Origin of the sequence: Bradyrhizobium sp. Leaf396, from assembly GCF_001424605.1 — a bacterium.
Taxonomy (GTDB): domain Bacteria; phylum Pseudomonadota; class Alphaproteobacteria; order Rhizobiales; family Xanthobacteraceae; genus Bradyrhizobium; species Bradyrhizobium japonicum_C.
This window is the reverse complement of the sequence record NZ_LMQJ01000045.1, coordinates 290,425-303,737: the sequence shown is the minus strand read 5'-3', so window position 1 is coordinate 303,737 and position 13,313 is coordinate 290,425. Positions and strand designations below refer to the sequence as shown.

12 protein-coding genes are annotated in these 13,313 nt (G+C 64.4%); 8 read left to right on the top strand and 4 right to left on the bottom strand.

What is annotated here, in order from left to right; translation table 11 throughout:
* Window position 1: 1 nt before the first annotated feature.
* Window positions 2-787 (top strand): ethanolamine ammonia-lyase subunit EutC, encoded by a 786-nt coding sequence (eutC, locus tag ASG57_RS28815; RefSeq protein WP_024339741.1) that lies wholly within the window; start codon window positions 2-4, stop codon window positions 785-787.
* A gap of 206 nt (window positions 788-993) precedes the next feature.
* On the top strand, window positions 994-3,360 hold the full coding sequence (locus ASG57_RS28810; RefSeq protein ID WP_024339742.1) for an efflux RND transporter permease subunit: 2,367 nt from the start codon (window positions 994-996) through the stop codon (window positions 3,358-3,360).
* Window positions 3,361-3,391: 31 nt separating this feature from the next.
* Here ASG57_RS28810 and ASG57_RS38870 read toward each other — a convergent pair whose 3' ends face one another.
* Both ASG57_RS38870 and ASG57_RS28800 read right to left on the bottom strand, forming a co-directional pair.
* Window positions 3,392-3,571, bottom strand: a complete 180-nt coding sequence (locus ASG57_RS38870; protein WP_024339743.1) for a hypothetical protein — start codon at window positions 3,569-3,571, stop codon at window positions 3,392-3,394.
* Between the two features lie 217 nt (window positions 3,572-3,788).
* A complete protein-coding gene (locus ASG57_RS28800) occupies window positions 3,789-4,286 on the bottom strand; it encodes a hypothetical protein (protein ID WP_024339744.1) in 498 nt (165 codons plus the stop codon).
* Window positions 4,287-4,744: 458 nt separating this feature from the next.
* Between ASG57_RS28800 and ASG57_RS28795 the strand changes: the two genes are divergently transcribed.
* The 6 genes from ASG57_RS28795 to ASG57_RS28770 all read left to right on the top strand — a co-directional run bounded on the left by ASG57_RS28795 (window position 4,745) and on the right by ASG57_RS28770 (window position 10,928).
* The gene (locus ASG57_RS28795; protein WP_057198524.1) at window positions 4,745-4,978 is read left to right on the top strand and encodes a hypothetical protein; all 234 of its coding nucleotides are present in this window, start codon (window positions 4,745-4,747) and stop codon (window positions 4,976-4,978) included.
* 187 nt (window positions 4,979-5,165) lie between these two features.
* Complete coding sequence (hpnC, locus tag ASG57_RS28790; RefSeq protein WP_024339746.1) at window positions 5,166-6,050, top strand: squalene synthase HpnC; 885 nt, start codon at window positions 5,166-5,168, stop codon at window positions 6,048-6,050.
* Window positions 6,040-6,879 (top strand): presqualene diphosphate synthase HpnD, encoded by an 840-nt coding sequence (gene hpnD, locus ASG57_RS28785; protein ID WP_024339747.1) that lies wholly within the window; start codon window positions 6,040-6,042, stop codon window positions 6,877-6,879. The genes hpnC and hpnD overlap by 11 nt, the downstream gene beginning before the upstream one ends.
* Window positions 6,879-8,135: a hydroxysqualene dehydroxylase HpnE gene (gene hpnE, locus ASG57_RS28780; protein ID WP_024339748.1), complete on the top strand. Its 1,257-nt coding sequence runs from the start codon at window positions 6,879-6,881 to the stop codon at window positions 8,133-8,135. Before hpnD ends, hpnE begins: the two co-directional genes overlap by 1 nt.
* Before the next feature lie 64 nt (window positions 8,136-8,199).
* Window positions 8,200-10,182 (top strand): squalene--hopene cyclase, encoded by a 1,983-nt coding sequence (gene shc / locus ASG57_RS28775; protein ID WP_024339749.1) that lies wholly within the window; start codon window positions 8,200-8,202, stop codon window positions 10,180-10,182.
* Window positions 10,179-10,928 carry a phosphorylase gene (locus tag ASG57_RS28770; RefSeq protein ID WP_024339750.1) on the top strand — a complete coding sequence of 250 codons (750 nt, stop codon included), beginning with the start codon at window positions 10,179-10,181 and terminating at the stop codon, window positions 10,926-10,928. Before shc ends, ASG57_RS28770 begins: the two co-directional genes overlap by 4 nt.
* 102 nt (window positions 10,929-11,030) lie before the next feature.
* Here ASG57_RS28770 and hpnH read toward each other — a convergent pair whose 3' ends face one another.
* Window positions 11,031-12,191: an adenosyl-hopene transferase HpnH gene (hpnH, locus tag ASG57_RS28765; protein WP_024339751.1), complete on the bottom strand. Its 1,161-nt coding sequence runs from the start codon at window positions 12,189-12,191 to the stop codon at window positions 11,031-11,033.
* A gap of 35 nt (window positions 12,192-12,226) precedes the next feature.
* The gene (ispH, locus tag ASG57_RS28760) at window positions 12,227-13,153 is read right to left on the bottom strand and encodes a 4-hydroxy-3-methylbut-2-enyl diphosphate reductase (protein ID WP_024339752.1); all 927 of its coding nucleotides are present in this window, start codon (window positions 13,151-13,153) and stop codon (window positions 12,227-12,229) included.
* Between the last annotated feature and the right edge of the window lie 160 nt (window positions 13,154-13,313).

The following is a 13,313-nucleotide window of genomic DNA, read 5'->3' as shown; positions in this document are numbered from 1 at the left end:
CATGTCTGATCCGGCTGTCCCGCGCCGTTCGACGCTTGACTTGCGGACCTTCACGCCCGCGCGGGTGGCGCTCGGGCGCAGCGGTGCGAGCCTGCCGACCAAGGCGCTGCTCGATTTCACGCTGGACCATGCCCGCGCCCGGGATGCCGTGCATGCCGACTTCGATGCGGCGCGCTTGATCGCCGACCTCGGCCCGCTTGGACTTGCCGTGACCGAAGTCAGGAGCCAGGCGCTCGACCGCAGCGACTATCTGCGGCGGCCGGATCTGGGACGCCGGCTCGAACCCGGCTCGGCGCAGCTTCTGGCACGAAGCGCCTCGGCGCCATGCCAGCTGGCGGTCGTGGTCGCAGACGGCCTGTCCGCGGCGGCGGTCCACAGTCATGCGGCCGACGTCGTGAGGCGCCTGTTGCCTTCGCTTGCCGAGGACGAGGCTGTCGCGATCGACCATGTCGTCGTCGCGTCGGGCGCGCGCGTCGCGCTCGGCGACGAGATCGGTGCCATTCTCGGCGCGCGCATGGTCGTCATGCTGATCGGCGAACGGCCTGGTCTCTCCGCGCCCGACAGCCTCGGCGCCTATCTGACCTTCGCGCCCCAGCCCGGTCGCACCGATGCCGAGCGCAATTGCGTGTCGAACATCCATCATGCCGGGTTGAGCCATGACGAGGCCGCCTTCAAGATCGCCTGGCTGATCCGCGAGGGACTCGCCCGGGAGGTGACCGGGGTGGCACTGAAGGATGAGAGCGCGGAGCGCGCGCCGCGTCGAATCGGCACATTCTCGTCCGGCTGACCGGCATCTGCGGCCCGGATCGCCGCTTCTTGATCGATTCGGACACGCTCGGCCTGCTTGCGAGAAGACCTGTTGACCTGCTAAACCCCTCGCGGCGATTTTCCGCGCATTTTCAAAGGGCAAGCCTCCCATTGGTATGGCGTTTTCAAGCCGTTCGCGGAGCGCGATAAGCTCTCAAGACCGATGATTTAGGAACTGGACAAGGCATGCTCGAAAAGCACAGCGAGAATGAGGTTCATGTCGACAAGGTCGAGCAGGGACCTACGTCCTCGATCGCCTTCGGGCTGGAGCGGCTCGGGCTGATCGCCGTCCGCGCCCCGATTGTGTCCTGCATCGTCCTGCTTGCCCTGATGGTCGGCGCCGTTTTCGGCATCTACCGCATCAAGATCGACGATTCGCTGTCGCAGCTCTTCCGCTCCGACACCCGCGAATTCCGCCAGTACGAAGAGGTCACGAAGAAGTTCCCTGCGGAGGAGTTCGACGTTCTCGTCGTGGTCGAGGGCAAGACCCTTCTGGAACGGAGCAACCTGGAGAAGCTGCGCGATTTCGTCACTGACCTGCAACTGGTCGAAGGCACGCGTGGACTGGTCTCGCTGTTCTCGGCGCGTCAGGCGCCGGCCCCGGGTAAGCTGCCGGCGGCGCTGTTCCCGGCTGAGTTGCCAGAGGGCGACGCGTACAACAAGTTCATCGAGACCGTAAAGAACAACGAGATCATCCGCGGCAAGCTGCTGTCGGAAGACGGCACCCTGGCGCTGGTCGTGCTCTCGCTCGATCCGAAGGTGGTCGCTTCCAACAAGCTGACCAAGACCGTTGCCGACATCCGCGACCTGGTGAAGGAGGACCTCGGCGACACCGGGCTCAACGTGCAGCTCTCCGGCGTGCCGGTGATGCAGCTTGAGATCCGCAACGCGGTCGAGCGGGATGGGCTCACCTACAATGTTCTTGGCATCCTCGCCGGCTGTATCATCGCCATCATCTTCTTCCGCAAGATATCGTTCATGATCGCGGCGGCATTCCCGCCGATGATTGCGATCCTGCTGGCTCTCGGTGCGCTCGGCTGGGCCAACTTCAATCTCAACATGTTCCTGAACGTGATGACGCCGCTCATCATGGTCATCAGCTTCTCGGACTCGATGCAGCTCACCTTCGCCGCGCGCGACCGGCTGATCGCAGGCCAGGACAAGTTCACCGCGTTCAAGAATGCGGTGCTGGTGGTGGGCCCGGCCTGCGTGTTGACGCACGGCACCGCCGGCATTTCCTTCATCGCGCTGCAATTCTCAGACTCCGACCTGATCCGCAAATTCGGCGAGGCGGGCCTTGCCGCCACCATCATCGCGCTGTTCGCGGTGCTCTCGCTCGTACCGGTGTTCGGCGTGCTGCTCGTGCGCAACGAGAAGGTCTTCGCGGTCAAGTTCCAGGGCGCCGATGCCGGCGTCCAGGCCCTGCGAAATTTCTGCTACTGGATCGCGGTGCGCATGGTCGGCCGGCCCGGCCTGTTCAGCCTGATCGCGGTGCTCTTCGTCGGCGGCCTCGGCGTCATCTACGCCAATCTGGAGCCGCGCTACCGGCTCGCCGACCAGGTGCCGGACAAGCGCCAGGCGGTTGCCGCAAGCGACCGGCTCGACGCCAAGCTCACCGGCGCCAATCCCGTCAACGTGCTGATCGCATTTCCCAAGGGCGAGTCGCTCTACTCCCCGGAGACCCTTCAGACCATCGCCGACGTGCATTCGACCGTGGAGAAGACGGCTGGTGTCGGCAACGTCTGGTCACTTGAGACGCTGCGTCGCTGGCTGGCGGAGAAGGCGGGGAGCGCCGATGTCGCGACACTGAAGGAATATGTCAACGTCATTCCAGAGCATCTGGTTCGACGCTTCATCGACGCCGAGCAGGACGCCGTCGTTGTGGCCGGCCGAGTGCCGGACAAGGACTCCAGCCAATTGCTGCCGATTGTCGACAAGCTCGATTCCGAGCTCGACGCCGTGCGCAAGAAGCATCCGGGCTACGAGATCGCGGTGACGGGTCTTGCCGCCATCGCTGCGCGTAACTCGGCGAACATGATCGAGAAGCTGAATCACGGCCTCACGATCGAGTTCGCACTGGTCGCGATCTTCATTGGTCTCGCGTTCCGCTCCTGGGTGGTGACGCTCGCCTGCATCCTGCCGGGCATCTTCCCGGTGGTGATGTCGGGAGCGGTGCTGTGGGCTATGGGCGAGGGGCTGCAATTCGCCAGCGTCGTCGCGCTCACCGTCTCGTTCGGCCTCGGATTGAGTGCCACCATCCACTTCCTCAACCGGCTGAGGCTGGAGAACAAGCCGGGCGTCGGCTCGGCGCTGGCGGTCGAGCGCGCCACCGTGCTGGTTGGCCCGGCGCTGATCCTGACCACGGTGGTGCTGGCCTGCGGCCTCGTCGTCACCGTGTTCTCCGACCTGCCGTCGCTGCGGCTGTTCGGCTGGCTGAGCGCTTTCTCGATGGTCATGGCGCTCGTTGCCGACCTCTTCATCCTCAGGCCGACGGCAATGTGGTTGATCAATCTGCACGACAAGCTTCAAGGCCCCAACAAGCCGGCGATTTGAGCGGCGGGTCGGCCGACGCTGCCCAGCGCGCTCACGCCTCGATCCGAATGATGCCGCAACGATCGAACTTGAAGTCGCCCGGGGCGTAGTCCTGCTCCCGCAGGCTCAGCAGGTAGAGCACGCCCGTGTGGTTGAACAGGGCCATTTTGTCCGCTTCGGACTGGGCTTTCTGAAACACGCCGTCCCAGCACACACCGAACGAGCGTCCCATGTGCGGATCGGGTTTGGCTTGCGGGTAGGTGCGTCGATCTCGAAGTTGAAGTCGCTATAGTCTGGGTCACTGCCTCCGGCAGATGCAGCAGGCTTTCGTCCTTGCATGAGAGGCAAAGCACGAGACACGGCTTCACGGACGAAGGCTGCCTGTTCGCCAGCAAAAAGCCCCCGGCTCGTGAGAACCGGAGGCTCATTCCCTCGACGTCAGAAGGAGGTCAGCCCTTCGTCATCGTGATGTTGACGCCGCGGATCTCGCCCTTGGAGGAGATCTGCACCGTCTGCTTGGTGCCGTTGGTGCGCAGCGACAGGTTGGCGGCAAAACCGTTGGCTTCGACGAACACGTCGATCTGGCCACCACCGGCGGTGCCCTGGAGATTGCCGAAGATGTTGCGGCTCGACTCGCTCCAATTGCCGGAAATGCGTTCGCCCTGGCTGGTCACGTCACTGGTTAGATTGAACTTGTAGCTGTCCGATGCGCAATTCAGCGCCTGCTTCAGGTTGAGGCCGCTGCCGGCGACCTTGTAGTCCGCCTTGCAGCGGATGCGCTCGGTGGAGCCGTCGGACAATGAAACCGTGCCGGTGCCGGTCCACGCGCCGTCGAAACCGGCAAACGGTCCGGACGACTGAGCATGGCTCGCCGAAACTGAGAAGAGCAGCGCCGCCCCGATGCCGGCCGTCCTGAGTGCCAGTCCAGATCGCCCAAAGAATGTCATCGCAAATATCCCATTTTGGAACGACGTTCGCCTACCAGTGAGAACGTCTCGCCACATCGAAAGTTTAGTGCTCCGAGCCATTGTCAGGTTCAAAGCCGGACTGCCAGAGATGGTGGTTCACGGCGCCTCGCGCCATGCCTGGGCCTGGCGATATACCGTGTTTCGACGTGTTTCCGCCGGGACGGGGGCGCCGAGAGATGCAGCTCTGCAACAGCCGTGCAGTAAAATGCGATGTCTCTGAATTACGACGTAGTATCAATCGCTTACATCTGCCAAGGAGGGCGCGGGGAAGACTTGATTCGGTGGGCGCGGCACCAATTTGGCCGCATTTGCCAGTGCTTGTGACTTCTCTGGGCCGCACCTCCCGCGGCGACTCGCCATCAGAACAATCCGTTCCGGCCCTCCGCCCTGTGCAGCCCGGGATTGGTGCGATTCTGCCGTCAGAATGAAGGAATACTATGCGTAAGCTTCTCGTCGCTCTCACCCTGCTGTCGGCCTCCCTTCCGACGGCGGCATTCGCCCAGGCAGGACGCGGCACGGACGCCGAGCAGAAGGCCTGCACGCGCGACGTGCAGAAGTTCTGCCGCCCGGTCATTGATCAGGGCGATTTCACCATCCTGGCCTGCCTCAAGGAGAACCGGAGCAAGATCTCGCAGGCCTGCGACCAAGTCCTGAAGAACCACAACCAGTAAGTCGGCCACTGGCCCACAAGGGCGGTCCCCGGGGCCGCCTTTCCGGGCACGATCCGCAAGGGCGGCCATCGAGCGACAGGATTGGTTTTGCGGCCGTATTCCCCTATATGGGGGCCGCGGCGGCATCGCCGGCATGAGCCCGCGCGAGCGAAAAGCCTTCCTGTCCACGATTGTAAACCAGCCCTCGATGACCTCTGCGAGCGAATTGCGATCCGGTAAGGGTGACCGCGACGAGAATTTTCCCGTCGCGTCCTGGATCATTCATCCGCGTCATCGTGCTCTGATCCTCGCGTATTACAATTTCGTTCGCACTGCCGACGACATCGCCGATCACGCGACGCTGCCCCCTGACCAGAAGCTCGCTTATCTCGATCTGCTTGAGGCGGAACTGCTCGGCAAGGGTGACACCCAGGCCGAGGCCGTCATCCTGCGCCGCGCGCTGGCCGAGCGCGGCATGGCGCCGCGCCATGCGCTCGACGTGCTCATCGCCTTCCGCATGGACGTGACCAAGCTGCGTTACGAGACGTGGGACGAGGTCATCCATTATTGCCGCTATTCGGCGATGCCGGTCGGCCGCTTCATGCTCGACGTCCATGGCGAGAGCACCTCGACCTGGGCGGCATCGGACGCGCTCTGTGCAGGCTTGCAGATCAACAACCACCTCCAGGATTGCGGCAAGGATTTCCGCGAGCTCAACCGCGTCTACCTGCCGCGCGATGCGCTGGCCGCGAGCGGAGCCTCGGTCGAGCAGCTCGGGCTTGCGCAGTCGCCGCCGGCGATGCTGGCGTGCCTTCAGGGGCTTGCCGCGCGCAACGAGGCGTTGCTCAAGCAGAGCAAGTCGCTGAGCACGGAGATCCGAGATTTTCGCCTCGGCATCGACGTCGCGGTGATCCAGGCCTATGCCGATCGTATCGTGCGCCTCTTGAAAGTGCGCGATCCCCTGCGCGAGCGCGTGCATTTGAACAAGTTCGAGCTTCTCACCTTCAGCCTCGCCGGCATGATCGGCGAAGTCGGCCGCCGCGCGATCGGACGCAAGGCCATTTCCAGACCGGGGACTGCACATGACGCTTGAGGCGACCACGCCCGGCGCCAATTACGGCTCGACTGCATCCGGCAGCTCGTTTTATGCCGCGATGCGAATCCTGCCGCGTGATCAGCGCGAAGCGATGTTCCAGATCTACAGCTTCTGCCGGCAGGTCGACGACATCGCCGATTCCGACGGCCCGCGTGAGGAGCGGCTTGCCGCGCTTCAGGAGTGGCGCAACGACATCGATGCTCTCTATCGGGGCAATCCGCCGCCGCGGCTGAAGGATTACGTCGCCTCGGTGAAGACCTTCGGCCTCAAGCGCGATGATTTCCTCGCGATCGTCGACGGCATGGAGATGGACGTGCCGCAGGACATCCGCGCGCCCGACATGGCGACGCTGGATCTGTACTGCGACCGCGTCGCCAGCGCCGTGGGGCGGCTGTCTGTGCGGGTTTTTGGCCTGCCGGAGGAGGAGGGCATCCAGCTCGCCTACCATCTGGGCCGTGCGCTTCAGCTCACCAACATCTTGCGCGACATCGACGAGGATGCCGGCCTTGGCCGGCTCTATCTGCCGCGCGAGGCGCTGCTGCATGCCGGCATCACCTCGAGCGATCCGAACCGCGTCATCGCCGAGCGCGCGCTGCCGAAGGTCTGCATGCCGCTGACGCAGCGGGCCAAGGCGCATTTCGAGAAGGCGGACGAGATCATGAACCGCAACAAGCGCCGCGTCGTGCGCGCCCCGCGGATTATGTCGAAATATTATCATTCCATCCTGGACCTGCTGATCGCGCGCGGTTTCACCGCGCCGCGCGAGCCGGTGCGTGTGTCGAAGGTCACACGGGTCCTGATCCTGCTTCGTTACGCTTTCATCTGATGCAAAACACAGCGCACATCATCGGTGCCGGAATTTCCGGCCTCTCCGCCGCCGTGCGGCTCGCCAATGCCGGCTTCAAGGTCGCCGTGCACGAGGCGACGCACCAGGCCGGCGGCCGTTGCCGTTCCTATTTCGACGGCGCCACCAACCTCACCATCGACAACGGCAATCATCTGCTGCTGTCGGGCAACAACCATGCCCGCGCCTATGCGCGTGCGATCGGCACCGAGGCGGGCCTTGTCGGTCCTGAGCGTGCGCAGTTTCCCTTCGTTGACATCAAGACCGGACAGCGCTGGCAGATCGATCTCGGCGATGGCCGGCTGCCGACCTGGGTGCTCGACGAGAGTCGCCGCGTTCCCGATACCGGCCTCACCGACTACCTCAAGCTGGCGCCGCTGGTCTGGGCATCGGAGGAGACGCTGGTCGGCAAATGCATTCCGACAGAAGGCGTGCTCTATCAGCGCCTGGTGCAGCCGCTGCTGCTGGCGGCGCTCAACGTCGACCCACCCGAGGGCTCGGCCGGGCTCGCTGGCGCGATCGTGCGCGAGACGCTGCTTGCGGGTGGGCAGGCCTGCCGTCCGCTGATTGCGCGCGATGGCCTCAGCGCGGTGCTGATCGAGCCCGCGGTGAAGTTCCTGGCTGAGCGCGGCCACACTGTTCAACTCGGCCATGAGCTGCGCTCGTTTGCCACCGGCGACGGCAAGGCCAGTGCGCTGAATTTCGGCGGCGACGATGTGATCCAGCTCGATGACGGCGATGTCGTCGTGATGGCGGTGCCGCCGCGCGCCGCCTCCAGCCTGCTGCCCGGCGTGAAGACGCCGACCGAATTCCGCGCCATCGTCAACGCGCACTTCCGTTTTGAGCCGCCGCCGGGCGCGCCGCCCATCCTCGGCGTGATCGGCGGCGTCGTGGAATGGCTGTTCGCGTTCCCGAACCGGCTCTCCGTCACCATCAGCAACGGCGACCGTCTGGTCGACAGACCCCGCGAGGAACTCGCGCAGGCGATCTGGGATGATGTCTGCAAGGCGGGCGGTGTATCCGGCGAACTGCCTCCCTGGCAGATCGTCCGCGAGCGCCGTGCCACATTTGCGGCGACGCCGGCGCAGAACGCCCTGCGTCCGGGACCGGTCACCGCGCTGAAAAACCTGTTTCTTGCCGGCGACTGGACTGCTACGGGATTGCCTGCAACCATCGAGGGATCGGTGCGGTCGGGCGATCGCGCCGCCGATCTGGTTCTGGCCGCCAAAGGATCCTGAGTAGCGGCCCTGACGGGTGAATGTCCCGGTCAATTTCAATGGACTATCGGAGCAATCGAGCGACATGGATTCCGTGAACGCGACCAGCCGCGAGGCATTGAACTCGAAGGGTTTGGATTCGAAGGTATTGGAATCGAGCATTGCATCGGCGGCCGAAGGCGTCCTCGGCTTCCAGCAGCCCGACGGCCATTGGGTGTTCGAGCTCGAGGCCGATGCCACGATTCCCGCAGAATACGTTCTGTTGCGGCATCATCTCGCCGAGCCGGTCGATCCCGTGCTCGAGGCCAGGATCGGCAATTATCTCCGCCGCATCCAGGGCGCCCATGGCGGCTGGCCGCTGGTGCATGACGGCGAGTTCGACATGAGCGCCAGCGTGAAGGCGTATTTCGCGCTGAAGATGATCGGCGATTCCATTGACAGCCCGCACATGGTGCGCGCGCGCGAGGCGATCCGCGCGCGCGGCGGCGCGATCCACAGCAACGTCTTCACCCGCTTCACGCTGGCGATGTACGGCGTCGTGAGCTGGCGCGCGGTGCCGGTGCTGCCGGTAGAGATCGTGCTGCTGCCGTTCTGGTCGCCGTTCCATCTGAACAAGATCTCTTATTGGGCGCGCACCACCATGGTGCCGCTGATGGTGATCGCGGCGCTCAAGCCGCGCGCGAGGAATCCGAAGGGTGTCGGCATCGACGAGCTGTTTCTCCAGGACCCGCGCTCGATCGGCATGACCGCGAAGGCACCGCACCAGAGCATGGCCTGGTTCCTGTTGTTCCGCTCGCTCGACGCGATCCTGCGTGTTGTCGAGCCGATGTTTCCGAAGAGCCTGCGCAAGCGCGCCATCGACGCAGCGCTCGCATTCACCGAAGAGCGCCTCAACGGCGAGGACGGCATGGGCGCGATCTATCCGCCGATGGCCAACATCGTGATGATGTACGACGCGCTCGGCAAGGACGAGAACTATCCACCGCGCGCAATCACGCGCCGGGGCATCGACAAGCTGCTCGTCATCAACGGCGAGGAGGCCTATTGCCAGCCCTGCGTCTCGCCGGTGTGGGACACCACGCTGACCGCTCATGCGCTGCTGGAAGCCGGTGGCGACAAGGCGGTGCCGGCGGCCAAGCAGGGCCTCGACTGGCTGCTCCCGAAACAGGAACTCGAGGTGAAGGGCGACTGGGCGGTGAAGCGGCCCAACGTCCGCCCTGGCGGCTGGGCCTTCCAGTACAACAACGCGCATTATCCCGATCTCGACGACACCGCCGTCGTGGTGATGTCGATGGACCGCATGCGCCGGGAGCACGGCGCGACCGGCTATGACGCCGCGATCGCCCGCGGCCGGGAGTGGATCGAGGGCATGCAGAGCGACGACGGCGGCTGGGCCGCCTTCGACGTCAACAACCTCGAATATTACCTCAACAACATCCCGTTCTCGGACCACGGCGCGCTGCTCGACCCGCCGACCGAGGACGTCACCGCGCGCTGCATCTCGATGCTGGCCCAGCTCGGCGAGACCGAGAAGACCAGCAAGCACGTGGCTGACGGGATCGCCTACCTGCGGAAGACCCAGCACCCGGAGGGATCCTGGTACGGCCGCTGGGGCATGAACTTCATTTACGGAACCTGGTCGGTGCTGTGCGCGCTCAACATGGCCGGGGTCGATCACAAGGACCCCATGATCCGCAAAGCCGCCAATTGGCTGGCCTCGATCCAGAACGAGGACGGCGGCTGGGGCGAGGATGCGGTCAGCTACCGGCTGGACTACAACGGCTGGGAGCCCGCCCCCTCAACCGCCTCGCAAACGGCATGGGCCTTGCTTGCCTTGATGGCGGCCGGCGAGGTTGATCACCCGGCCGTCGCCCGCGGGGTGGAGTACCTGATTGCAACACAAAACAAAAAAGGACTGTGGGACGAGCAGCGGTACACCGCCACAGGCTTCCCCCGCGTGTTCTATCTACGGTATCATGGTTACCCAAAGTTCTTTCCGCTGTGGGCGTTGGCGCGGTATCGGAACTTGCGGAACACCAACAGCAGGGTGGTAGGGGTCGGAATGTGACTTTGGGGACGGGGGACTATTTTACCGCGGGTAATTCCATCGATCCGCGGCCAATATTGATTGTGACTGGACTGGTTCAGGAGGCCCGCATCGCGGCGGGGCCTGGAATGGCCGTCATCTGCTCATCCAGCAGCCCGGCCCAATTGCGGGCGCTGCTGACGGTGGTGGACCCTGAAACGATTCGCGGCGTGATCTCGTTCGGCGTGGCCGGCGGCCTCGACCCGAGCTTGCGCTCCGGCGACGTCGTGCTGGCGACCGAAGTGCTCTCCGGCGACACCCGCTGGGCGGCCGGGCTCTCGCTCGGCGACGACCTCATCGAGCGCCTGACGTCGGGACGCCGCCGCGTCGTGCGCGGCAGCCTCGCCGGCGCCGAGGAGGTGGTCACGGGCCGGTCCTGCAAGGCGGCGCTCCATTCGGAGACGGGTGCCTTCGCCGTCGACATGGAAAGCCACATCGCGGCCGCCTACGCCGCCGAGGCCGGGCTGCCTTTCGCCGCGGTCCGCGTCATCAGCGACCCCGCCCATCGCGCGCTGCCCGCGCTCGCCCGCGCCGCCATCAAGCCGAACGGCAAGATCGACCTCGCGGCCGTGCTGCGCGGCGTCGTCCGCAATCCGGCAACGCTGCATGCGCTGGTCTCGACCGGCATCGACTTCAATCGCGCGCTGCGGTCTTTGCGCGGCTGCCGCGACCATCTGATCGGCACTGAGCTGGTCGAGAGCGAAGTACTGGTCTCCAAGGCCGCCTGAACGGCGCTTTCAAGCTCACAAAGAAGAGGCCCGGTCGCCGTTGGCGATCGGGCCTTCTCTTTTGGTGTCCGCAGCCCGGGGTGGCTAGATGCCATCCCGCGCTCAGGCCGCAGTCGAAGCCTTCTGCGCCGTCTTCGCCTGCGCCGCGGCCGCTTCGTCCTTGCGGATCTCGGAGAGCTTCTTCTGCACCTGCTCCGAGAAGATGTACTGCGCCGGGCGCTGCTTGGAGAGGTCGATCTCCGGCGCCATCGGGCCGGTCGTCCTGACGCCGCGCAGCGCCACCCACATTGCCTTCAGCGGGTTGTTGAGCGCTGCGGTCGCCGCCGTCGGCTCGTAGCCGCAATGGGCCATGCAGTCGGCGCACTTCTCGTAACGGCCGGTGCCGTAGGAGTCCCAGTCGGTGGTCTCCATCAGCTCCTTGAAGGTCTTGGCGTAGCCTTCACCGAGCAGGTAGCAGGGCTTCTGCCAGCCGAAGATGTTGCGCGCGGGCATGCCCCACGGCGTGCACTCGTACTCCTGGTTGCCGGCGAGGAAGTCCAGGAACAGCCCGGAATGCATGAAGTTCCACTTCTTGCCCTTGCCCATGGCGAAGACGTCGCGGAACAGCTTCTTGGTCTTGGTGCGGTTGAGGAAGTGCTCCTGGTCCGGCGCGCGCTCGTAGGCGTAGCCCGGCGACATGGAGACGCCGACGCCGAGCTCGACCGTGAGGTCGAGGAACTTGGCGATCTCCTCGGCCGGATGGCCGTCGAAGATGGTGGCGTTGACGTTGACGGTGAAGCCGCGCGCCTTGGCCGCCTTGATCGCCGAGACGGCGCGGTCGAACACGCCCTTCTGCGACACCGCCTTGTCGTGGTGGTCGCGCAGGCCGTCGAGATGCACCGAGAAGAACAGGTAAGGGGAGGGCTCGAACAGATCGAGCTTCTTCTCCAGCAGCAGCGCGTTGGTGCAGAGTGAGACGAACTTCTTGCGCGCGACGAGGCCGCGCACGATCTCGCCGATCTCCTTGTGGATCAGCGGCTCGCCACCGGGAATGGCGACCATCGGCGCGCCGCACTCGTCGGCCGCGTCCCAGCACTCCTGCGCCGTCATGCGGCGGTTGAGGATCGCATCCGGATAATCGATCTTGCCGCAGCCGACGCAGGCAAGGTTGCAGCGAAACAGCGGCTCCAACATCAGCACGAGCGGATAGCGTTTGCGGCCAAGCAGTCTCTGCTTGAGCAAATAGCCGCCGATACGCATTTCCTTGAAGAACGGGATAGCCATTACAGGTTTCTTTCTGGGCTTTGAATTCGGGTGGGTCAGCTCGCGGCCAGCTGGGCCGGAAGCCGGAATTCGATGTTTTCCTCGCGGCCCGGCAGTACCGAGACCTTCACTGGTCCAATCCGCCGCATCGCTTCGATCACGTCATCCACGAGTACCTCGGGCGCCGAAGCGCCGGCGGTGACGCCGACGGTCCTGGCATTTTTCAACCACTCCGGATTGAGCTCACTGCCATCGGCAATCAAATAACTCGCGACGCCGGCCTCGGTGCCGATTTCGCGAAGCCGGTTCGAATTCGAGCTGTTGGCAGCGCCTACCACCAAGATCACGTCGACCAGCTTGCTCAAGTCCCTTACCGCAGATTGGCGGTTCTGTGTCGCATAGCAGATATCCCGGATATCCGGACCTTGAATGTCTGTAAAGCGGACGTGAAGGGCCGCGATGATGTCTTTGGTATCGTCGACCGACAGGGTGGTCTGAGTGATGTAGGCCACTGGCGTATCCGCTGGCAGCGTCAGCGCCTCAACCTCTTCAACGCTCTGGACAAGCTGCACTGGCCCCGGGACTTGGCCCATCGTGCCCTCGACCTCGGGATGACCGGTATGGCCGATCAGGATCAGGGTACGGCCCTTGGCGACGTAGCGCTTCCCTTGATTGTGAACTTTCGTGACCAGGGGGCAGGTGGCATTGAGCACCGGAAGATCCCGCGCGGTCGCCTCTTCCTCGACGCTGCGGGCCACACCATGGGCGCTGAAGACCGTCACGGCCTTCGGTGGAACCTCAGAGAGTTCCTCGACGAAGATCGCGCCTTTGTTCTTCAGGTTCTCGACGACGTATTTGTTGTGCACGATCTCATGGCGCACGTAGACGGGCGGGCCATACTTCTCCAGCGCCCGCTCCACGATTTCGATCGCACGCACGACGCCCGCGCAGAAGCCGCGCGGTTGCGCCAGATAAACCTCCATTGGACGCCCATTACGCAAGTTGCACCAATTGCTTTCCTAAAGTCCCGGCGGCACCCCAATACTAACCAATGACCAGCAATATCCGCACCATCGGTTCGCGCAGGCGGTAGCGTTTCACCTCATTTGGGGCGCCGGCGCATGGAGGCGCAATACTTTGTGT

Excerpts from the sequence above, each read along its gene's own strand:
- eutC (WP_024339741.1), top strand. The coding sequence starts at position 2 with ATGTCTGATCCGGCTGTCCCGCGCCGTTCGACGCTTGACTTGCGGACC.
- ASG57_RS28810 (WP_024339742.1), top strand. The coding sequence starts at position 994 with ATGCTCGAAAAGCACAGCGAGAATGAGGTTCATGTCGACAAGGTCGAG.
- ASG57_RS38870 (WP_024339743.1), bottom strand. The coding sequence starts at position 3,571 with ATGGGACGCTCGTTCGGTGTGTGCTGGGACGGCGTGTTTCAGAAAGCC.
- ASG57_RS28800 (WP_024339744.1), bottom strand. The coding sequence starts at position 4,286 with ATGACATTCTTTGGGCGATCTGGACTGGCACTCAGGACGGCCGGCATC.
- ASG57_RS28795 (WP_057198524.1), top strand. The coding sequence starts at position 4,745 with ATGCGTAAGCTTCTCGTCGCTCTCACCCTGCTGTCGGCCTCCCTTCCG.
- hpnC (WP_024339746.1), top strand. The coding sequence starts at position 5,166 with ATGACCTCTGCGAGCGAATTGCGATCCGGTAAGGGTGACCGCGACGAG.
- hpnD (WP_024339747.1), top strand. The coding sequence starts at position 6,040 with ATGACGCTTGAGGCGACCACGCCCGGCGCCAATTACGGCTCGACTGCA.
- hpnE (WP_024339748.1), top strand. The coding sequence starts at position 6,879 with ATGCAAAACACAGCGCACATCATCGGTGCCGGAATTTCCGGCCTCTCC.
- shc (WP_024339749.1), top strand. The coding sequence starts at position 8,200 with ATGGATTCCGTGAACGCGACCAGCCGCGAGGCATTGAACTCGAAGGGT.
- hpnH (WP_024339751.1), bottom strand. The coding sequence starts at position 12,191 with ATGGCTATCCCGTTCTTCAAGGAAATGCGTATCGGCGGCTATTTGCTC.
- ispH (WP_024339752.1), bottom strand. The coding sequence starts at position 13,153 with ATGGAGGTTTATCTGGCGCAACCGCGCGGCTTCTGCGCGGGCGTCGTG.